Below are 19,901 nucleotides of genomic sequence, written 5' to 3'. Positions count from 1 at the left end.
GGTGGTGCGACGATGGGCCGGTGACCCTGCGGGTGGACCTGGTCGTCCCGGTGAAGCCGCTGCCGAAGGCCAAGACCCGGCTGCGCGGCGCCGCGGACGGCGGTGTCGGCGATCTCGACGCGCACCTGCGGCTCGCGCTCGCGCTGGCCCGCGACACCGTGCGGGCCGCCGTGTCGGCCGCAGCCGTGCGGGAGGTCCTCGTCATCTCCTCCGACCCGGCCGTCGCGGTGGAGGTCGGCGCGCTCGGGGTCGAGGTCGTCACCGACCCGGGCCGCGGGCTCAACGGCGCGCTGCGGCACGGCGCGGCGCTGCTCCGGTCCCGCGACGACGGGGCCGCGATCGGTGCGCTGCAGGCCGACCTTCCGGCGCTGCGGCCCGCCGAGCTCGACGACGCCGTCACCGCCGCCGCGGCCCTGTACGCAGACGGTGCACGGCGGGTGTTCCAGCCCGACGAGCCCGGCACCGGCACCACCCTGCTGCTGGCCGCCGCCGGCGTGCGTCTCGACCCGCACTTCGGCGGCGCCTCGGCGGCGGCGCACCGGGCGTCGGAGGCGGTGGTCCTGCCGGGCGACCGCCCCGGCCTGCGCCGCGACGTCGACACCGCCGCCGACCTGGACGCGGCGGTCGCCCTGGGCGTGGGCTCCTGGACGCGGGCGGTGCTCGGTCAAGGGAGGCGCACGCCCGGCGACAGCCCCGCCACCAGGGCCGGGACGGCGCCGGAACCACCCGGCCGTCACCCGGACGGGCCGCTCCCCTGCCCGAAGGTGTGACGCATCCGTCGGCCACGCCACCTGGAATTCATCTTCGTCGTCCGGTGTGTGGTTGGCCGCCACGACGACGGTGCGAAACAATCGCCGGGTGAGTGACGACTCGGCAGCCCCGACCGGACGGAACGGCGCCTCCTCCTCGGGTGCCCGGCCCCGCCCCGGGGGCCGGCGCGCTCCACGCCCGGCCTCGCGCCGGGTGCACACCACCGCGCGCACCGTCGCCGAGCAGAAGGCGCCCGGTCCCGAGATCCCGGCCCAGCAGGTCCAGGCCACGCCACCCGGGCCGCCGGCCCCACCGACCCCGGTCCCGGGCCAGGGGGCATCGCTGATCGCGCCCCCCGCCGGCGCGACCGCACCGGCGCTGCCCGATCCCCTGCCCGAGGACCGGTACCTCAACCGCGAGCTGTCGTGGCTGGACTTCAACGCCCGGGTGCTCGCGCTCGCCGAGGACTCCAGCCAGCCGCTGCTCGAGCGCGCCAAGTTCCTCGCGATCTTCGCGTCGAACCTCGACGAGTTCTACATGGTCCGGGTCGCCGGGCTGAAGCGCCGCGACGAGACCGGGTTGTCGGTACGCAGCGCCGACGGGCTCACCCCGCGCCAGCAGCTCGCCCGGATCGCCGAGCGCAGCCGCGCGCTGTCCCGGGCGCACGCCGAGGTCTTCATGGACGAGCTGCGCCCCGAGCTGGACTCGGCGGGCGTGCACATCCGGGCCTGGGACGATCTGACCGACGCGGAGCGGCTGCGCCTGTCGGACTACTTCTCCGAGTCGGTGTTCCCGGTCCTCACCCCGCTCGCGGTGGACCCGGCGCACCCGTTCCCCTACATCTCCGGGCTGTCGCTCAACCTGGCGGTGACCGTCCGCGACCCCGAGGGCCGCACCGAGCGGTTCGCCCGCGTGAAGGTGCCGAACAACGTGCCCCGCCTGGTCACGGTCGACCCGCCGGACACCGACACCCGCGCCGGGAACCGGCAGGTCACCTTCCTGCCGATCGAGGACCTCATCTCCGCGCACCTCGGGGACCTGTTCACCGGCATGGAGGTCACCGAGGTCCACCCGTTCCGGGTCACGCGCAACGCGGACCTGGAGGTCGAGGAGGACCGCGACGAGGACCTGCTGCAGGCTCTCGAACGCGAGCTGGCGCGCCGCCGGTTCGGGCCGCCGGTGCGGCTCGAGGTGCTCGACACGATGTCCGAGCACGTGCTGGAGCTCCTGCTGCGCGAGCTCGACGTCGACCCGAACGACGTCGTCACCGTCCCCGGGCTGCTGGACCTCACCGGGCTGTGGCAGGTGCACGGGGTGAACCGCCCCGACCTGAAGGACGAGCCGTTCCGCCCGGCCACCCACCCGGCGTTCGCCGAGCGGGAGACCCCGCGCAGCGTGTTCGCGACCCTCCGCGACGGCGACGTGCTGGTGCACCACCCCTACGACTCGTTCTCGACGTCGGTGCAGCGGTTCATCGAGCAGGCCGCGGCCGACCCGAACGTGCTCGCGATCAAGCAGACGCTGTACCGGACCTCCGGCGACTCCCCGATCGTCAACGCGCTGATCGACGCCGCCGAGGCCGGCAAGCAGGTCGTCGCGCTGGTCGAGATCAAGGCCCGGTTCGACGAGCAGGCCAACATCCGCTGGGCCCGCCAGCTGGAGAAGGCCGGCGTGCACGTCGTCTACGGGCTCGTGGGCCTCAAGACGCACTGCAAGACGTGCCTGGTCGTGCGCCAGGAGGGCTCGGAGATCCGCCGCTACTGCCACATCGGCACCGGCAACTACAACCCGAAGACGGCGCGGCTCTACGAGGACGTCGGCGTGCTCACCGCCGACCCGACGATCGGTGCCGACCTCACCGACCTGTTCAACTCGCTCACCGGCTACTCGCGCCAGACCTCGTACCGGAGCCTGCTCGTCGCCCCCTACGGGATCCGCCGCGGCATCGTCCGCCGGATCGACGACGAGATCGAGGCGCACCGCTCCGGGGAGACCGCGCGGGTCCAGATCAAGGCGAACTCGCTGGTCGACGAGGCGATCATCGACGCGTGCTACCGGGCGTCGCAGGCCGGGGTGCCGGTCGACATCGTGGTGCGCGGCATCTGCGCGATCGTCCCCGGGCGGCCGGGGCTGAGCGAGAACATCACCGTCCGCTCGATCCTCGGCCCGTTCCTGGAGCACTCCCGGGTGCTGCACTTCGAGGCCGCCGACGAGTACTGGATCGGCTCGGCGGACATGATGCACCGCAACCTCGACCGGCGGGTCGAGGTGATGCTGCGGGTGGCCGACCCGAAGCTCGCCGACCAGCTCGGCGCGATGTTCGACTCGTGCCTCGATCCCGCCACCCGCTGCTGGACGCTGGGGCCGGACGGGTCCTGGTCACCGTCGCCGGCGGCCGGGTCGGACAACGTCCGGGTCCGGGACCACCAGATCGAGATGATGAACTCGCGGCGCGGGTCGGACGAGGACTGATGGGGCTGTACGGCGCCCTGTACACCGGTGGGGCCGAGGCCGACCCGGCCGGGCTCACCGACGTCGTCGCGGCCGGGACGGTGCCCTACCGGCTGGCCGCGGACGGCTCGCTGGAGTTCGCCCTCGTCCACCGGCCCCGCTACGACGACTGGTCCCTGCCCAAGGGTCACCAGGACCCGGGCGAGGCACTGACGCTGACCGCGCTGCGCGAGACCGCCGAGGAGGCGCACCTCGGGTGCCGGCTCGGCGGGCGGCTCGGGCACACGACGTACACGGTGCCGGGGAAGGGCCGCAAGGTCGTGCACTACTGGGCGGCCGAGGTGGTCGACGACCAGGGGTTCACCGCCACCGACGAGACCGACGAGCTGCGCTGGGCCGGGGCGGCCGAGGCGTCCGGGCTCGTCGAGCACGAGCACGACCGGACGCTGATCACCCGCCTCTCCGACGCCGGGGTGCCGACGTCGACGGTGCTGTTCGTGCGACACGCGAAGGCGGGCAGCCGCTCGGCCTGGGAGGGGGACGACGACCTCCGCCCGCTCTCGGGGACCGGCCACACCCAGGCGGACCGGCTGGCGTCGTTCCTGCCCCGGTTCGGTGCGGACCGGGCGTACACGGCGCCGCCGCTGCGCTGCGGGGAGACCATCGCGCCGCTGGTGGAGCGGAGCGGGCTCGGCGAGCCGGGCGTCGAGCCGCTGCTCGGCGAGCACGACTACTGGACGGACCCGCCGGCCGGGCTGGCCCGCTTCCGCGAGCTCGCGGCACTGCCGGGGGTGACGCTTCTCAGCAGCCAGGGCGGGGTGATCCCGGACGTCGTCGAGCAGCTGCTGGACGGTTCGGGCGCCGGGCACGGCGACGTGCCGTCGCACAAGGCGAGCACCTGGGTCCTCGGCTTCGGCACCGGTGGGGCGCTCCTGTTCGCGGACTACTACCGCCGCCCGCCGGGCTGAGAGCGCTAGGCTCGGTCCTCCGGTAGAGCGCGTCGCCTGCACACCGGGGAGGGGGACGGCCCGTGCGGGTCCTCCACGTGAGCCAGCCCGTCGACGCGGGCGTCGCCGCGGTCGTCGCCCAGCTGTGCGTCAGCCAGCGTGAGCAGGGCTGGGACCCCCGGGTGGCCTGCCCGGACGGTCCGCTCGCCGCGCGGATGACCGGGGCGGGGATCGCCGTGGGCACGTGGTGCGCCGGGCGCTCCCCCGGCCCGGCGACGCTCGCGGAGACCCGCGCGCTGGCCGGGCTGATCCGGGCACACGATCCCGACGTGGTGCACCTGCACAGCTCCAAGGCCGGGCTGGCCGGACGGCTCGCGCTGCGCGGCCGCCGTCCGACGCTGTTCCAGCCGCACGCCTGGTCGTTCGCGGCGGTGAACGGGACGGCCGGTTCCGCCGCCCGCCGCTGGGAGCGCTTCGGGGCCCGGTGGACCCACCGGCTGCTGTGCGTCAGCGACGACGAGCTCGCGGCCGGGCGTGCCGCCGGCGTCGCCGGTCCGGCGGTGACGGTGCCGAACGGCGTCGACACCGACCGGTTCCGGCCGTCGTCGCGGGCGGCCGCGCGGGCGGCGCTCGGCCTGCCCGCCGACGCCCGGATCGTGCTGTGCCTCGGGCGCACCGCCGAGCAGAAGGGCCAGGACCTGCTGCTGCACGCCTGGCCGTCGGTGCGGTCCCGGCACCCGGACGCGCGCCTGGTGCTCGTCGGGGACGGTCCCCGCCGGGCGGCGTGGCAGTCCGGCTGCAGCGACCCGACGGTGCTGTGGCGCGACACCGCGGGCGATCCCGCGCCCTGGTACGCGGCCGCCGACGTCGTCGCGCTGCCGTCGCGCTGGGAGGGCATGCCGCTGGTCGCGCTCGAGGCGATGTCCGCGGGACGGCCGGTCGTCGGGTTCGACGTCGCGGGACTGCGGGAGGCCGTCGGCCCGTACGCCGGCGAGGTCGTCGCACCGGGCGACGTCGGCGCGCTCGCCGCCGCGCTCGGGCACCGGCTGGGCCCGGACGGGCGCGCGGCCCGGGAGGGCGACGCCGGACGGGCCCGGGTACTGGAACGGTTCGACGTCCGCGTCATGACGGCCGCGGTCGCCGCGCTGACGACCGAGGTCTGTGAGGAGGGCCGATGAGCCTGGGTCACCGGAGGGCGTGGTCCGCCGTCCTGCTCGCCGGGGTGCTGGTGCTCGCCGGGTGCACCGCGGCCCCGGAGCCGCCACCGGCGCCGGTGGTCCCGCCGCCCCCGGTCGGCGGCGGCCCGCCGGCGCCCGGTTCCGACGGGCTCCCCCGGCAGGCGTTCGGCGCCTTCCTCGGCTCGGACTCCTCCGGGGTGGAGGCGATCGGCGGATTCGAGCAGTTCCTCGGCCGCCCCACGACGGTCGGGCACACCTACCTGCCCGGCGAGACCTGGGAGGGGATCGAGGGCCCGGAGCAGATCCTCGGGCCGTGGTCGCGCTGGAAGGCCGAGCACCCCGGCGACCTGTTCGTGCTCAACGTGCCGATGGCCGCCCCCAACGAGGCCGAGGTCGGCGACGCCGAGGTCGCGGACCTGCTGCGCCGCGGCGCGGCCGGCGAGTACGACCGGCACTACGCCGAGCTCGCCCGCCGGCTCGTCGACCGCGGCCTGCAGGACGCGGTGCTGCTGCCGGGCTGGGAGATGAACGGCGACACCTACACCCACCGCTGCGAACCCGACCCGGAGGCGTGGAAGCAGTACTACCGGCGCGTCGTCGACGTGCTGCGGGCGCAGCCCGGGCAGCGTTTCCGCTTCGACTTCACCCCGAGCCGGGGCGTCGACGCGATCTCGTGGCCGCAGTGCTACCCGGGCGACGACGTCGTCGACATCATCGGGATGGACACCTACGACCAGCCGCCCGGCGCGAGCTGGGAGGAGTACGTCGGCCAGCAGGACGGGCTCGGCGACCAGGCACGGTTCGCCGCCGAGCACGGCAAGCCGGTGTCGTTCCCGGAGTGGGGGCTGTTCCGCTACGGCGACAACGCGCAGTACGTCCGGGACCTGCACGCCTGGATGGCGTCCCAGGACACCGTCTACAGCACCCTGACCGACTACTGCCCGCACGGGGTGTACCGGTGCACGCAGAACCCGCAGGCGGCCGACGCGGTGCGGGAGCTGTTCGGCACCACCCGCTGAGGCCGGCCCCCACACCCGTTCCGGCCGCGCTCAGCGACCCGCGGACCGGCCCCGCAGGAGCAGCCGCGGGTTGCGGGCGGTGCGGCGGGCCGCCGCGACGGCCGCGCGCACCGCGGGCAGCCGCTCCCGCACCACGTCCCGCCCGCGCGCCGCCGCCCGCACGACGACGGCGTAGCCGAGCCCGCGCGGGTCCCCCGGCCGGACGAGCAGCAGCCGGTCGTTGCGCGCCGGCTCCGCCCGCCAGCCCGACTTGTACTCCTCCCGGCCCCGCAGCAGGCCGAACCGCGCGGCACCGCGGTCCACGGCCTCCCGCAACGCCGTGCGGGTGAGCATGGTGGTCACGTTGACCCGGCCGTACAGCCCGGGATCGGCGCCGTAGAGGTAGCCGCCGACCTGCTCTGCGTCGATCAGCAGCAGGCTGGAGGCGACCAGCTCGCCGCCGGCGCGGTACTCGTGCAGGGCCGCCCGCCCGCCGTCCGCCATCGCGGTCACGGAGCGGGTGAGGTGCCCGGCGAACCGGGGCCGCCCGTGCTCGGGGGTCATCCCGCCCCGCGCGCGCCACTGCCTGCGGTGCAGCTCCAGCAGCCGCCCGACGGCCGCGGGCAGCTCGTCGACCGGCACCCGGCGCTCCGTCACCCCGGCCGTGTCCACCCGGCGCAGGGCGCGGCGCACGTCGGCCCGCATCGACGACGACAGCGACCCGACCAGGTCCTCGATCGGCGCGGCGGGCAGCGACGAGCACACCGACGCGGGGGTGCTCAGGCAGCGGCCCGGCCAGCCCCCGGCGAGCTCGCGGGCGTGCCCGCCGGCGGCGACCTCGGGCAGGTCGAGCACCGACCAGCCGGGCTCGGCGAGCAGGGCCCCGCGCAGCGCCGCCGCCGCGCCCGGGACGGCCGGATCGACGAGCACGTCCGACCAGTCCGAGATCCCGGCACCGACCGGGACCAGGACCGGCACCCCCGCCCGCACCGTGCGGGTCAGTGCCGCCCCGGCCACCGCGCGGCCGTCGCGCCGGACGACGACCAGCCGCAGCGCACCGGGCCTGCCGTAGGACCGCCACCAGGACTCCAGCCACTCCACGCTCTGGAAGACCCCGGCCGCCGGGCACCGCCGGTGCAACGCGTCCCACTCGGCGCCCAGCGCGGCGAACGCGCCGTCGTCGCGGCGGACGACCCGGTCGAACCCCGGGGCGTGGGTGGCTCTCGTGGACGGGGTGCTCGTCATCGGTGCTCCCGGAGGTCGGTGGGGTGGGGACGGTCAGCGGTCGACCGTGAAGGGCAGCCGCCGGATCCGGTGGTCGAAGCTGGACGGCACGGTCTCCGCCGGGCCGGTCGTGCGGATGCCGGGCGCCCGTTCGAGGAGCTCCCGGAACAGCGTCCGCAGCTCGCGGCGCGCGAGGTGGGCGCCGAGGCAGTAGTGCGGCCCGGTGCCGCCGAAGGCGAGGTGCGGGTTCGGCCGGCGGGTGATGTCGAAGCGGTCCGGGTCGGTGAAGACGGCCTCGTCGCGGTTCGCCGACGCGTAGAACAGCACCACCCGGGCACCGGCCGGGAGCGGCGTCCCGCCCAGCTCGGTGTCGCCCGCGACGTTCCGCCGGAACTGCACGATCGGGGTGGAGACCCGCAGGATCTCCTCGACCGCGCCGTCGAGGTGCCGGTCGAGGTCGGACAGCAGCAGCGCGCGCTGGTCGGGGTGCTCCGACAGCAGCCGCACCCCGTGCGCGACGGCGTTGCGGGTCGTCTCGATCCCGGCCACCAGCAGCAGCGAGAAGAACGCCCCGAGCCGGCGCCCGTCGAGCCGGTCACCGCCCACCTCGGCGGAGACCAGGTCGGAGACGAGGTCACCGGCGGGCCGGGCGCGACGGTCCCGCCCGATCCGGCGCACCAGCAGGTGCAGCCGCACCAGGGCGGCGAGGTTGCGGCCGGGGACCCGCAGCCGCCTGCGCCCGGCGCCCTCGACGCCGATGAGCTCGGTGGAGCCGTCGACCTGCGCGAGGACCCACCCGCGGCGTTCCGGTGGGATCCCCATCATCTCGCAGATCACGTGGGTGGGGACCGGAGCCGCGATCGTGGACACGACGTCCCCGGAGCCGCGGGCCAGCACGTCGTCGACGACGGTCCGGGCCACCCGGGAGATCGACTCCTCGATGAGCGCGACCCGTCGGGGGGTGAAGGCCCGCTGGACGATCCGGCGCAGCTCGGTGTGCCGGTCCCCGTCGAGGTTGACCATGGAGTCGCCGAACACCGCACGCACCCAGGCGGGCGGCGGCGGGGTCGTCACGCTCGGCTCGCTGGCGAACAGCTGCGGCGACGTGCTCGCCGTCATCACGTCGGCGTGCCGGACGACCGCGTAGAACCCCTCGTCGCGGCCGTGGCCGGGCACGAAGCGCGGTCCGCCCGCGGCGCGGAGCCGGGCGAACGCGTCCGCCCGCTCCCGTTCGGGCAGCGCCCAGAACGCCGGGTCGGCGACGTCGTCGGCCGGTCGGCCGCGCAGCGGGGACGAGGGCCCCGCATCCGTGTGCCGCACCTCCGTCACCGCCGGGGGGTGGGCGAGGGGGCCGCCCCGTTGCGTTCCGCCCGCTCCGGGGTGGGGACGGGGCGGGTCGTGTCGCCCGTGTCCGCGACGGGACCGGGCGCCGGGCCGAGGACCGGGCCGAGTGCCTGGCCGGGTGCCGGGCCGAGTGCCGGACCGGGCGCCGGTTCCGGGGGCCACGGCGGGTCGTTGCGGCGCTGCCACGGGACGCCCGGGCCGCCGTCGCGACGCCGGGTGGCGGGGCCGCCGAGCAGCAGCAGGCCGCCGAGCAGGAACCCGGCGGCCCCGCCGACCGCGACATCGACGGTCAGGTCGGGCGAGATCTGCTGGTCCGGCGGCACCCCCGGGCTCAGGACGAGCAGCCGGACCCCGGTGTCGCCGAGGCGTGTCCCCCGCGGTGTCGACGATCGCCGCCGCGGCCGCGTTCACCATGTCCGCCGCCGCCACCGGGGTGGCCCCGGTGCCGGTGATCTCGATCATCGGGCTCTCCGGCGACGTGGAGGAGGCCAGCGAGTTCCGGGCCTCCTCGACGGTCGTCCCCGCGGCCTCGGCGGCGGAGGTCAGGATGCCCTGCTGGTCGATCAGCCGGCCGTACGCCTGCCCGAAGCTGACGTCGCGGCGGTCCCCGCCGGGCTGCAGCTCGGTCGCCACGACCAGCGCGGACGACCGGTACGTCGGTGGCGTCAGGTACGTGTAGAGCAGCCCGGCACCGGCGCCGAGCAGGACGAGCAGCACGACCAGCAGCCAGCGCGCGGCCAGCCGGTCGAGGTTCCGTCGGAAAGCGATCATCGGTTGCTCCTCGTTCCGCGTCCGGTCCGGACGCCGTGCCCGCGGCCCCCGCCGCGGACGAGTTCGTCGTAGAGGTCGTCGATCGTGCGGGCCGCCACGGCCGGGTCGAACCGGTCCAGCCCGGGCGGCGGCCGCCGCGCCCACGGCCCCCGCAGCAGCGCCGCGCGCAGCGCCGCGGTGAGCTCGTCGGTGCCCGGTCCGACGTGCACCGCGCCGGGCACGGGCGGGCCGCCCTCCAGCGCGGGGCACCGCACGTACACCGCCGGGAGGCCGGAGGCGAGGGCCTCCAGCACGGCCATGCCGAAGGTCTCCTCGGCCGACGGGGAGGCGAAGGCGTCCATCGCGCACAGCAGCGGAGCCGGCTCCGCCACCTCGCCGGGCAGGTGCACCCGGTGCGCGATCCCGAGGTGGGCGGCCCGGCGGAGCAGGCGGTCGCGTTCCGGCCCGGCACCGGCGACGACGACGTGCGCCCCGGGCAGGTGGGCGACGGCGTCGAGCAGCACCTCGAACCGCTTCCCCGGCACCAGCCGTCCGACCCCGCCGACGAGCGGCACGTCCGGCGGCACGCCCAGCCGGTCCCGTACCCGGCGCCGGGCGGCCGGGTCGAAGACGAACGTCTGCCGGTCGATCCCCAGCGGGACGACGACGGTGCGGTCCGCCCGCGTCCATCCGTCCGCGAGCAGGTCGGCGACCGGCCGGGACACCGCGACGGTGCGGTCGGTGCAGGCCGCACCGACCCGGTAGAGCAGCCGCACCCCGGGACGCGTGGTGGGCCGGCCCTCGATCCGGGTCCGGTTCAGCGAGTGCTCGGTGCTGACCACCGTGCGGACCCCGGCGAGCCGGGCGGCGAGCGCGCCGTAGAGCTGGGCCCGGAACAGGTGCGTGTGGACGACGTCCGGCCGCCGCGCCCGGATCCGGCCGACCAGGCCCACCGCGGCGAGCACGTCCCGGTTGCCGCGCATCCCGGCGCAGGACACCCGCACGCCCGTCCGGCACAGGGCCTCGGCGAGCACCCCCGGCTCGGACAGGGCCAGCACCTCGTTGTCGTGGCGGCTGTTCCCGACCAGCGTCCAGAGCCACTGCTCCGCCCCGCCCGCGTTCAGCCCGGTGATCACGTGCAGCACCCTCATGACGACACCGCCACCCGTCCGGCGTGCCGGAGCCGCTTGGCGAGCAGCCGCGGCCCGGTGTCGCGCTGCCCCGCGTAGCTGCGGGGCAGCGCGTGGATCCCGGCCGCGGCCGACCCGCGCGGGTCGACCGCGCAGGCGTAGCGGTACCCGGCCCGGCGGACCGCCTCGACCTCGCGTCCGCCCAGCTCGCCGTAGGGGTAGGCGAACCCGTCGACCGGACGGCCGAGGACCAGCGACAACCGGTTCCGGCTCGTCCGGACCTCGTCGGCGAGCTCGTCGGGCTCCAGGAGCGGCAGGTGCCGGTGCCGCAGCCCGTGCGAGCCGACCTCCATGCCGGCGTCCTCGACCGCGCGCAGCCCGGCGACGTCGAGCAACGGTCTCCGGTCACCGTCGGGGTCCCACTCGTTGTCCCGGCCGAACAGGCCGGCCAGCGCGAACACGGTGGCGGTGCAGCCGTGCGCCTGCAGCACCGGGACCGCCTCGGTGAGGAAGTCGGCGTAGCCGTCGTCGAAGGTCAGCCCGACGGCCCGGCCGCCGCTCGCCGCGAGGTCCCGGATGGACCGTCCCCGCAGGCCCTGCGCACGCAGCGCCGCGAGCTGCGCGTCGAGCCGTTCCGGGGTGACGGTGAGCCGGTGCGGGTCGTCGCCGATCCGGCCGACGGAGTGGTACATGAGGATGAACGGGCGGCGCATCAGGTCCTCCTCGCCGGCCGGCGCCGGCGGACGGCGTGCACGAGCAGCGGGACGGACGCGGCGGCCGCGAGCACGACCACCCCGCCCACGGCCGCCTGGACGACGACGGGCAGCCCGGCCAGCGGACCGGAGACCAGGTATCCGGCGCCCGCCGCGGCCGCCGCGGCGGGCAGCCCGACGGCGGCGAGCCGCTCGTAGCCCGCCTGCCCCGGCGCCACCGGCAGCCTGCGGCCGGACCCGGCGACCAGCAGCAGCGCGGTCAGCGAGATGCCGGCGGCGTTCGCGCCGGCGATCCCGGCCGCGCCGAACGGCCCGACCAGCAGGAACGTCGCACCGACGGTCGCCACCAGTCCGGCCCCCATCGCGACCGCCGGGAACCAGACCCGGCCGTCGAACGTGTAGTACGGCCGCACGAGCAGGTTCACCAGCGCCTGCCCGAGCAGCCCGAGGACGTAGACCCGCAGGATCGCGACGGTCGCCGCGGTGTCCGCGGCGGTGAACGCGCCCCGCTCGAACAGCGTCCCGACCACCGCCGGGCCGAAGATCCACAGGTAGACGGCGACGACCATCGCGACCGTGCCGATGACCAGGACGTCGACCTCCATCCGGCGCCGGGCGTCGTCCCGCCGGCCGGCGGCCACGCTGCGCGCGAAGATCGGGAAGGTGACGGCGGCCGCCATGAAGGACAACGTGATCGGGATCTGGGCGACCTTCTGCGCGTAGTTCAGGTGCGAGATCGTGCCCTCGGCGAGCCCCGAACCGGCGAAGCGTTCGACGAACGTCTGCGCCTGCCGGGACAGCGTGTAGGCGACGATGGGCAGCACCGCGGCGAAGGTGAACAGCGTCGTGCGCCTGTGCAGCGAGAATGCCCGCATGCGGGGCAGCACCCGGCGGGCCGACGGCAGCTGCACCAGCACCATCAGTGCGGCACCGACCGAGATCCCGAGCGCCGCGCCGACCACCCCGAGGGACTCGCGGGTGAGCAGGACGGTGCCGACGATCCCGGCGTTGTAGGCCAGGTAGATGGCGGCAGGCGCCGCGAACCGGTGGTGCGTCCGCAGTGCCGCCGCGAGGTAGCCGGCCGCGCCGAGCAGCGGGATCGTGATCGCGACGACGCGCATGCAGAGCACCGCCAGCGCCGGGTCGGTCAGCCCCGGGGCGAGGACGGCGATCAGCCACGGCGCCCCCAGCCCGGTCACCGCCCCGAGCAGCGTGAGCGCCACGAGGACCACGGGCAGGGTGCTCTCGATCAGCTCGGCGACCGGGTCGGACATGCTCGGCACGCCCAGCAGGCGGGTGGTCCGGCGGCGCTCCTCGGCCGCCACCAGGGCCCGGCCGAACGCCGGGACCAGCACGAACGCCATCGCTCCCTCGATCAGCAGGGGCGCGAGGGTCTCCGGGACGGTCCAGGCGACCAGGAACGCGTCGGTCTCGCCGGTGGCGCCGAAGAAGGCGGCGACGAGGAGGTCGCGGACGAGCCCCAGGAGCGATCCGGCCGCGGCCAGGGCCGCCGAGAGCGCGGCGGCCCGCGCGACCGCGCGCCCGGAGTCGGGGTCCGGGGTGTCCGGGTTCTCCGGGCGCGGGGTTCCGGTCCGGGGTGGCACCGCGCCCGGCGGGCGGGGCGCGGGAACGGCGGGCCCGAGCGGCGCGGGCCGCGCCCCGGGCACCCGGCCGTCGACCACCGCGGCGGCGACCGTTCCCGGCTCGGCCCTCCTCGGCCGGACCGCGCGCACCCGGGCCGTCCGCTCCGCGTCGGTCGGGGCCGGCGCCGTCCACCGGCCGAACACCCACCATCCCGCCAGCCCGATCACCGTCGAGGTGAGCAGGCTCGACGGGCCGCCGAGATCGCCGTAGGTGAACTGGACCGCCTGCCAGAGCATCAGCCCGGCCGTCGCCGCACCGATCCCCCGCACCGGTGCCGGGCACCGCCGGAGCACCACGACGGCGCCGACCGTCAGCACCAGCACCAGCGCGGCGAACGCACCGGCCCCCAGGATCCCCTGCTCGGACAGGACGAGCAGGTACTGGTTGTGCGGGGACAGCAGTGCCTGCCGGGCGAACCCGGACCCGGCCCCCTCGATGTCGCTGCCCGAGCTCAGACCGATCGGCGCGTGCCCGTCCCGGAACAGCGGGAAGGCCTTGATCCCGACCCCGGTCCACGGGTGGTCCCGCCAGATCGACAGCGCCGTCTCCCACAGGTCGTACCGGTCGGTGACCGACGAGTCCGGCGTCCCGACCGCACCGGTGATCGAGTCGAGCCGCTCGGCCAGCACCGCGGAGCCGATCCCGAAGCCGCCGACGAGTACCGTGGCCCAGGCCGGCGCGACGGCCAGCGACACCAGGAGCACCCGCCGCCCGGCCAGCGCCAGGACCAGCAGCACCGCGATCCCGGTGGCGATCCAGCTGCCGCGGCTCAGCGAGAGCCCCAGCGGCACCAGCAGGACGACCGACAACGCGATCCAGCAGGCCCGCTCCCGGCCCCGCGTCGTCGTCGCGAACGCCACGCAGGCCACCAGGCCGGTGCCGACCACCGCCGACATCGCGATGACGTCGCTCGCGCCGAAGGTGCCCACCGCGCGGATCGGCGCCCCGCCGAACGACGCGCCGTCGCCGGTGGCGACCTGCCACAGCCCGGACGCACCCTGCAGCGCCGCGATCCCGATCAGCGCCCCGACGACGAGCCGCGCGTCGCGGACGGACCGGATCGACACGACGACGGCGAGCGGCACCAGCACGAACAGCTGGAGGTAGCGGACGAGCCCGACCAGGCTGCCCGTCGGGTCGTACGCGGTGAGCGTGGCGAGCGCCCCGCCCAGCAGCACACCCCCGAACAGCAGCACCAGTGGACGGGCGAGCGGCGGACCGGACCGGACGTACGCCGTCGCGGCCACGCCCACGAGGACGACCGAGGCGAGGTCGCCGGGGCCGAAGGCGGATCCGCCGGCGTCGATCCGGAGCGGCACGCACAGCAACACCAGCATCGCCGCCACCAGGGGGGCGGGCCGGTGCACGGCCGACGACCAGCCGGTGGCGAGCGCGGCGAGCGGGACGAGCGCGGCGCGGACCGGCCGCGATCCGGCCACCGTGGACGCCGGGGCGTGCTCCGGGACGCCGGTCGGCCGATCCAGGACCGGCATCCTCTCTCCCACCGGCGCTCTACCGGCCCCGGGCCAGGAGGACCTGGGCGAAGGTCCGCAACACGATCTTCAGGTCCAGCCAGAGCGTCCAGTTCTCGATGTAGTGGTTGTCGTAGCGGGCCCGGTCGGCGATCGAGGTGTCCCCGCGCAGCCCGTTGACCTGCGCGAGCCCGGTCAGACCGGCCTGCACGCGGTGCCGGTGGCCGTACCGGTCGAAGTCGGCGGTGAACCGGTCCACGAAGAACGGACGCTCCGGACGGGGCCCGACCAGCGACATGTCCCCGCGCAGGATGTTCCACAACTGGGGCAGCTCGTCGATCGAGGTCCGGCGGAGGAACCGGCCGACCGGTCCCACCCGGTCGTCGTGCGAGACCGACCACGTCTGGCCGGAGTCCTGGGCGTCGCGCGGGGTCAGGGTGCGGATCTTCAGGCAGTCGAACACCCGTCCGTCCCGGCCGACGCGCTCCTGATGGAAGATCACCCCCGGCCCGCCCTCCAGCCGGGTGGCCAGCGCGGCGAGCGCGACGACCGGGGAGAGCACGACCAGCGCGGCCCCCGACAGCACGAGGTCGAAGATCCGCTTCACGAGCCGGGACGGCCCCCGCAGCGACGGCGTCAGGATCCGCATCACCGGGATCGACCCGATCCGGTCCGACGAACCCTGGGTCTGGAAGTGGTGCAACCGCGGGACGACGAGCAGGTCGCACGCCGCGCAGGCCGGTGCCCGGACGGCGTCGAGCACCTCCCGCTCGGAGAACGCCCCGTCGGCGACGATCAGCACGTCGGCCCCGGTCCGCCGGACGGTGGCGTCGAGATCGGTGACCTTGCCCCAGCACGGCACGTCGGGCGGGTCGGGCTGGGACGGACCGTCGTCGACGTACCCGACGACCTCCAGCGCGTAGCCCGGGTCGTCCCGGGTGATGTCGGCGAGCCCCGCGGCGAGCGGTCCGCCGCCGATGAGGATCCCCCGGTGCCGGCTGATCCGGTTCCGGCGGGACCAGGCGATCAGCGCGGTCGTGAGCGCACGCCCGAGGACGACCAGCGCGGTGACGAGCGCGGCGTTGGTCAGGAACACGACCGCGGACTGCTGCTCGTGCCGGGCGGCGATGACGGCGGCCACGATCCCGGTCGCGATCAGCATCCGGCCGACGATCGAGGGCAGCTCGTCGAGGACACCCAGCTGGAGCCGGGCCCGGTAGCGGCGGGCCCCGGTCAGCAGGAGGACGCCGAGCACCGCGTGCACGACGACCGCCTTCCACTGGTCGGGGTTCCAGAGGACCGGGGTCAGCAGCAGGAGGCCGTCGAGGGACGGGACGACCATCCAGGCCCGCACGCCGGGCAGCCATCGCGGGACCTGGTCCCGGATCTCCCCGACCGTCACGGCGTTCCCGATCATTACCCACCTCCGACGCGCGCCGGCCCCACGAGTGCCCCCACCCACGGAAATTGACCCGGATACCGATTCCCCGGTTCGCACCGGCGCGGTACACGTCGATTCGCCCGGCACGACGCCGGTGTTAGCGAAGGCGGCGGTCCAGTACCCCAGAATTGTGTATGCGACCCGATTCTGAGCCCGAACGACGGAGTCGGACTGGTACGTCCGGCGCACTGGCCCGACGTTGCCGGGACGATCCCCGCATCCCGAGGACCAGGGCCTGTATGACAGAGGGAGGAGACGCTCTACGGCGCGTGGACCAGCGACGACACAGGCTGCACGATGTGCATGATCCGTTCGGAACGGTGGATCACGCGGATCCGGAATCGAACCCTCCGTCGCGAACCAGACATTTCGTGGCGGGTTCCGGATCTTTCCGCGTACATGTCACCCGGCACCGGACCACGACGATTCGCCTTCGGACAGACCGGCCGACGAACAATTCGATCAAGGAATGAGCGCAGGGGTACAGCTGTCGGCGGGAGCACCGCCGGCCGGGTGCGCGGGCCCGGATCCGCCACCGCCCTCCGGCGTCGACGTCGGCCCGGCCGAACCCGCCGCCCCGGGGCGGGGGCCGCCCGATCTCGTCCCGCGGCGCGGCCCCGATGACCGGCGCCGGGGTCGCCGACGGCGCCCGCGGGACGTCGCCGCCGCGCGGGCCGGGCCCGGGACGCGCTACTTCTTCGCGGCTCCCGCGCTCCGGCGGGTCGCGGGCCTGCCCGCCGCGTCGCCGGCACCCGGCGCGCTCGTGTCCGGCGGGACGGTCTTCCTGGTGGCGGTGGTCCGGGTGCTGCGCCCACCCGACGCGCTCTTCGCGCCGGCACCCTTCGCGCCGGCACCCTTCGCGGCGGCACCCTTCGCGGCGCGACCCGTGGACGCCCCCGTGCTCCCCGCACCCTTCGCAGCGGTGCTCTTCGCAGCGGTGCTCTTCGCGGTCGTGCCGGTCTTCGCCGCCGTGCCGCTCTTCGCGGCCGTGCTCTTCTCGGCTGTGCCGGTCTTCGCCGTGCTCTTCGCAGCCGTGCCGGTCTTCGACGCCGTGCCGGTCTTCGCCGCAGTGCCCTCAGCGGCGGCACCCTTCGCAGCGGTACCCTTCGCGGCCGAGCCCTTCGCCGTCGCACCCTTCGCCGCGCTCCCGGCGGCGTTGCTCCGAGCCGGTGTCCGCTTCGCCCCGGATCCCCGCGCGGGGACGGACCTCGTCCGCGACCCCGACGACGCGGACCCGGTGGCCGGTGCGCTCGCCGACGCGTCGGCCGAGGCCCCCGTGGCCCCGTCCGAGGCGGCGCGTTCGCGCGGGGCACGACGCGGCGCGCTCGTCGCGCCCGCCGCGGCGGCCTCGCTGTCCGCGACCCGTTCCTTGAACGCGGCCCCCGGACGGAACGACGGCACCACCGTCTCGGCGACCGGGACCGTCTCCCCGGTCCGCGGGTTGCGCGCGGTCCGCGGCGCCCGCCGCCGGGGCTCGAACACCCCGAATCCCGTCAGGGTGACCGTGCCACCGGCGCCGACGGTGTCCACGATGACGTCGACCATCGCGTCCACGGCCTCGGCCGCTGCGCGACGGTCACCGAGCCGGGTGGTCAGCGCATCGACGAGCTGAGCCTTGTTCATGGTCACGAACGGTAGGGCTCCGCCCCTGCCCCGCACCAGATCCCGCCGGGAGTCCAGCTCGCATACCCTCCGTCGGAACAGGTCCATGTGAGTGACCGCCGCCACACCCGGGGGTGCGGACGGCGGCCACCCGCTGCGACCTCAGGCCGTCGTGCGCGGCATCCGCTCCGGGCGGGTTCCCTCGAACGCGGTGATCGCGTCCTCGTGGCGCAGGGTGAGCCCGATGTCGTCGAGTCCCTCCCGCAGCCGCCACCGCGCGTAGTCGTCGATGTCGAAGGTGACGGTCAGGTCGCCGACCTGGATCGTCTTCTCCCCCAGGTCGACCGTGACCTCGGTCCCGGGCTCGTTCTCGAGCTTCTTCCAGATCAGCTCGACGTCGGGCTGCTCGACCTGGGCGGCGACCAGGCCGGCCTTGGCCGAGTTGCCGCGGAAGATGTCGGCGAACCGCGCCGAGATCACGACCCGGAAGCCGTAGTCCATCAGCGCCCAGACGGCGTGCTCCCGCGACGACCCGGTGCCGAAGTCCGGGCCGGCGACCAGCACGGACCCGCGGTCGTACGACTCGTTGTTGAGCACGAACGACGGGTCCTGCCGCCACGCCGAGAACAGCCCGTCCTCGAAGCCGGTCCGCGTGACCCGCTTCAGGTACACGGCCGGGATGATCTGGTCGGTGTCCACGTTGGACCAGCGCAGCGGCACGCCGATCCCGGTGTGGGTCTCGAACTTGTCCATCTGTCGCGGTCCTCTCAGTCCAGGTCTTCGGGCGAGCTCAGGGTGCCGCGGACGGCGGTCGCGGCGGCCACCAGCGGCGACACCAGGTGGGTCCGCCCGCCCTTGCCCTGCCGGCCCTCGAAGTTGCGGTTCGACGTGGACGCGCACCGCTCACCCGGGGCGAGCTGGTCCGGGTTCATGCCCAGGCACATCGAGCACCCGGCGGAGCGCCACTCGGCACCGGCCGTCGTGAAGATCGCGTCCAGGCCCTCCTCCTCGGCCTGGAACCGCACCCGCATCGACCCCGGGACGACGAGCATCCGGACGCCCTTCGCGATCGTCCGCCCGTCCAGGATCTGCGCGACCGAGCGGAGGTCCTCGATCCGGCCGTTGGTGCAGGAGCCGACGAAGACGGCGTCGACGCTCACGTCGCGCAGCGGGGTGCCGCCGGTCAGGCCCATGTAGGACAGGGCCTTCTCGACCGACGCACGCTCACCCTCGTCGGTGATCCGCTCCGGGTCCGGCACCGAGGCGCCCAGCGGCAGCCCCTGCCCGGGGTTGGTGCCCCAGGTGACGAACGGGGTCAGGTCGTCGGCGTCGATGTCGACGACGCGGTCGAACTCGGCACCGTCGTCGGTGCGCAGGGACCGCCAGTCCTCCACGGCGGCGTCCCAGTCCGCACCGGACGGCGCGTGGTCGCGGCCCTCGAGGTAGGCGAACGTCGTCGCGTCGGGAGCGATCATGCCCGCCCGCGCGCCCGCCTCGATCGACATGTTGCACACCGTCATCCGGGCTTCCATCGAGAGGTTCTCGATCACGTTGCCGCGGTACTCCAGCACGTGCCCCTGGCCGCCGCCGGTGCCGATCTTCGCGATGACGGCGAGGATGACGTCCTTGCTGGTCACGCCCGGGCGCAGGGTACCGTCGGAGGAGTTGACGTTGATCGCCATCGTCCGGAACGGCTTCAGCGGCAGCGTCTGGGTCGCCATGACGTGCTCGACCTCGGAGGTGCCGATGCCGAACGCCATCGCACCGAACGCGCCGTGCGTGGAGGTGTGCGAGTCCCCGCAGACGACGGTCGTGCCCGGCTGGGTCAGCCCGAGCTGCGGCCCGACGACGTGCACGATCCCCTGCTCGGGGTCGTTCATCGGGTACAGCCGGACGCCGAACTCGTCGCAGTTGCGGCGCAGGGTGTCCACCTGGGTACGGGACACCTCGTCGGCGATCGGGGAGAGGACGTCGAGGGTGGGTACGTTGTGGTCCTCGGTGGCGATGGTGAGGTCCGGGCGGCGGACCTTCCGGCCGGCGAGCCGGAGCCCGTCGAACGCCTGCGGGCTGGTGACCTCGTGCACCAGGTGCAGGTCGATGTAGAGCAGGTCGGGCTCGTCGCCCTCGCCCTTGCGGACGAGGTGCCGGTCCCAGACCTTCTCGGCCAGCGTGCGCGGCTTCGCGTCGGTGCTCACGCCGCCTCCCTCTCGTCGATCTCTCGTGTGGTGGTCCGCGACACCGTCCAGTTCGGTGGACT

General features: G+C 75.2%; 16 protein-coding genes and 1 pseudogene. 6 read left to right on the top strand and 11 right to left on the bottom strand.

What is annotated here, in order from left to right; translation table 11 throughout:
• Positions 1–20 precede the first annotated feature (20 nt).
• The 5 genes from cofC to AD017_RS19565 all read left to right on the top strand — a co-directional run bounded on the left by cofC (position 21) and on the right by AD017_RS19565 (position 6,345).
• Positions 21–770 carry a 2-phospho-L-lactate guanylyltransferase gene (cofC, locus tag AD017_RS19585; protein ID WP_369821680.1) on the top strand — a complete coding sequence of 250 codons (750 nt, stop codon included), beginning with the start codon at positions 21–23 and terminating at the stop codon, positions 768–770.
• 193 nt (positions 771–963) lie between these two features.
• Positions 964–3,222, top strand: a complete 2,259-nt coding sequence (locus tag AD017_RS19580) for an RNA degradosome polyphosphate kinase (protein ID WP_060576490.1) — start codon at positions 964–966, stop codon at positions 3,220–3,222.
• On the top strand, positions 3,222–4,169 hold the full coding sequence (locus tag AD017_RS19575) for a bifunctional NUDIX hydrolase/histidine phosphatase family protein (protein WP_060575054.1): 948 nt from the start codon (positions 3,222–3,224) through the stop codon (positions 4,167–4,169). The genes AD017_RS19580 and AD017_RS19575 overlap by 1 nt, the downstream gene beginning before the upstream one ends.
• 77 nt (positions 4,170–4,246) lie before the next feature.
• Positions 4,247–5,326: a glycosyltransferase gene (locus AD017_RS19570; RefSeq protein ID WP_227012786.1), complete on the top strand. Its 1,080-nt coding sequence runs from the start codon at positions 4,247–4,249 to the stop codon at positions 5,324–5,326.
• Positions 5,323–6,345 carry a glycoside hydrolase family 26 protein gene (locus AD017_RS19565; RefSeq protein ID WP_060575052.1) on the top strand — a complete coding sequence of 341 codons (1,023 nt, stop codon included), beginning with the start codon at positions 5,323–5,325 and terminating at the stop codon, positions 6,343–6,345. Before AD017_RS19570 ends, AD017_RS19565 begins: the two co-directional genes overlap by 4 nt.
• A gap of 30 nt (positions 6,346–6,375) precedes the next feature.
• On the opposite strand, the gene AD017_RS19560 is transcribed toward AD017_RS19565, so the two are convergent.
• The 3 genes from AD017_RS19560 to AD017_RS36440 are packed head-to-tail and all read right to left on the bottom strand — an operon-like array spanning position 6,376 to position 9,215.
• The gene (locus AD017_RS19560; RefSeq protein ID WP_060575051.1) at positions 6,376–7,569 is read right to left on the bottom strand and encodes a GNAT family N-acetyltransferase; all 1,194 of its coding nucleotides are present in this window, start codon (positions 7,567–7,569) and stop codon (positions 6,376–6,378) included.
• Between the two features lie 33 nt (positions 7,570–7,602).
• Positions 7,603–8,868: a cytochrome P450 gene (locus tag AD017_RS36445; protein WP_082398819.1), complete on the bottom strand. Its 1,266-nt coding sequence runs from the start codon at positions 8,866–8,868 to the stop codon at positions 7,603–7,605.
• Positions 8,869–8,873: 5 nt separating this feature from the next.
• Positions 8,874–9,215, bottom strand: a complete 342-nt coding sequence (locus AD017_RS36440) for a hypothetical protein (RefSeq protein WP_060575050.1) — start codon at positions 9,213–9,215, stop codon at positions 8,874–8,876.
• A gap of 44 nt (positions 9,216–9,259) precedes the next feature.
• On the opposite strand from AD017_RS36440, the gene AD017_RS37050 reads away from it, so the two are divergent.
• Positions 9,260–9,571, top strand: a complete 312-nt coding sequence (locus AD017_RS37050; RefSeq protein ID WP_060575049.1) for a hypothetical protein — start codon at positions 9,260–9,262, stop codon at positions 9,569–9,571.
• Here AD017_RS37050 and AD017_RS37460 read toward each other — a convergent pair.
• The 8 genes and pseudogenes from AD017_RS37460 to leuC form a co-directional block, all read right to left on the bottom strand.
• Positions 9,529–9,663: pseudogene (locus AD017_RS37460) on the bottom strand (Wzz/FepE/Etk N-terminal domain-containing protein); the annotation flags it as partial. The gene AD017_RS37050 and the pseudogene AD017_RS37460 sit on opposite strands and share 43 nt — an antisense overlap.
• Entirely contained in the window at positions 9,660–10,793 is a 1,134-nt protein-coding gene (locus AD017_RS19540) for a glycosyltransferase (protein WP_082398818.1), read from the bottom strand. The gene AD017_RS19540 and the pseudogene AD017_RS37460, both read right to left, overlap by 4 nt.
• Positions 10,790–11,485: a polysaccharide deacetylase family protein gene (locus tag AD017_RS19535; RefSeq protein ID WP_010241896.1), complete on the bottom strand. Its 696-nt coding sequence runs from the start codon at positions 11,483–11,485 to the stop codon at positions 10,790–10,792. Before AD017_RS19535 ends, AD017_RS19540 begins: the two co-directional genes overlap by 4 nt.
• The gene (locus AD017_RS19530) at positions 11,485–14,622 is read right to left on the bottom strand and encodes a lipid II flippase MurJ (protein WP_060575048.1); all 3,138 of its coding nucleotides are present in this window, start codon (positions 14,620–14,622) and stop codon (positions 11,485–11,487) included. The genes AD017_RS19535 and AD017_RS19530 overlap by 1 nt, the downstream gene beginning before the upstream one ends.
• A 19-nt stretch (positions 14,623–14,641) precedes the next feature.
• Positions 14,642–16,018, bottom strand: a complete 1,377-nt coding sequence (locus AD017_RS19525; protein ID WP_010230440.1) for a sugar transferase — start codon at positions 16,016–16,018, stop codon at positions 14,642–14,644.
• A 714-nt stretch (positions 16,019–16,732) separates the two neighbouring features.
• Entirely contained in the window at positions 16,733–17,665 is a 933-nt protein-coding gene (locus AD017_RS33525) for an HU family DNA-binding protein (protein WP_082538267.1), read from the bottom strand.
• A 141-nt stretch (positions 17,666–17,806) separates the two neighbouring features.
• Positions 17,807–18,397, bottom strand: a complete 591-nt coding sequence (gene leuD / locus AD017_RS19515; RefSeq protein WP_060575046.1) for a 3-isopropylmalate dehydratase small subunit — start codon at positions 18,395–18,397, stop codon at positions 17,807–17,809.
• Positions 18,398–18,411: 14 nt separating this feature from the next.
• Positions 18,412–19,839, bottom strand: a complete 1,428-nt coding sequence (gene leuC, locus AD017_RS19510; protein WP_060575045.1) for a 3-isopropylmalate dehydratase large subunit — start codon at positions 19,837–19,839, stop codon at positions 18,412–18,414.
• Positions 19,840–19,901 lie beyond the last annotated feature (62 nt).

It is taken from the genome of Pseudonocardia sp. EC080619-01 (assembly GCF_001420995.1).
Classification (GTDB): domain Bacteria; phylum Actinomycetota; class Actinomycetes; order Mycobacteriales; family Pseudonocardiaceae; genus Pseudonocardia.
Note: the sequence above shows the minus strand (reverse complement) of the source record. Positions and strands in the feature narration are given on the sequence as shown.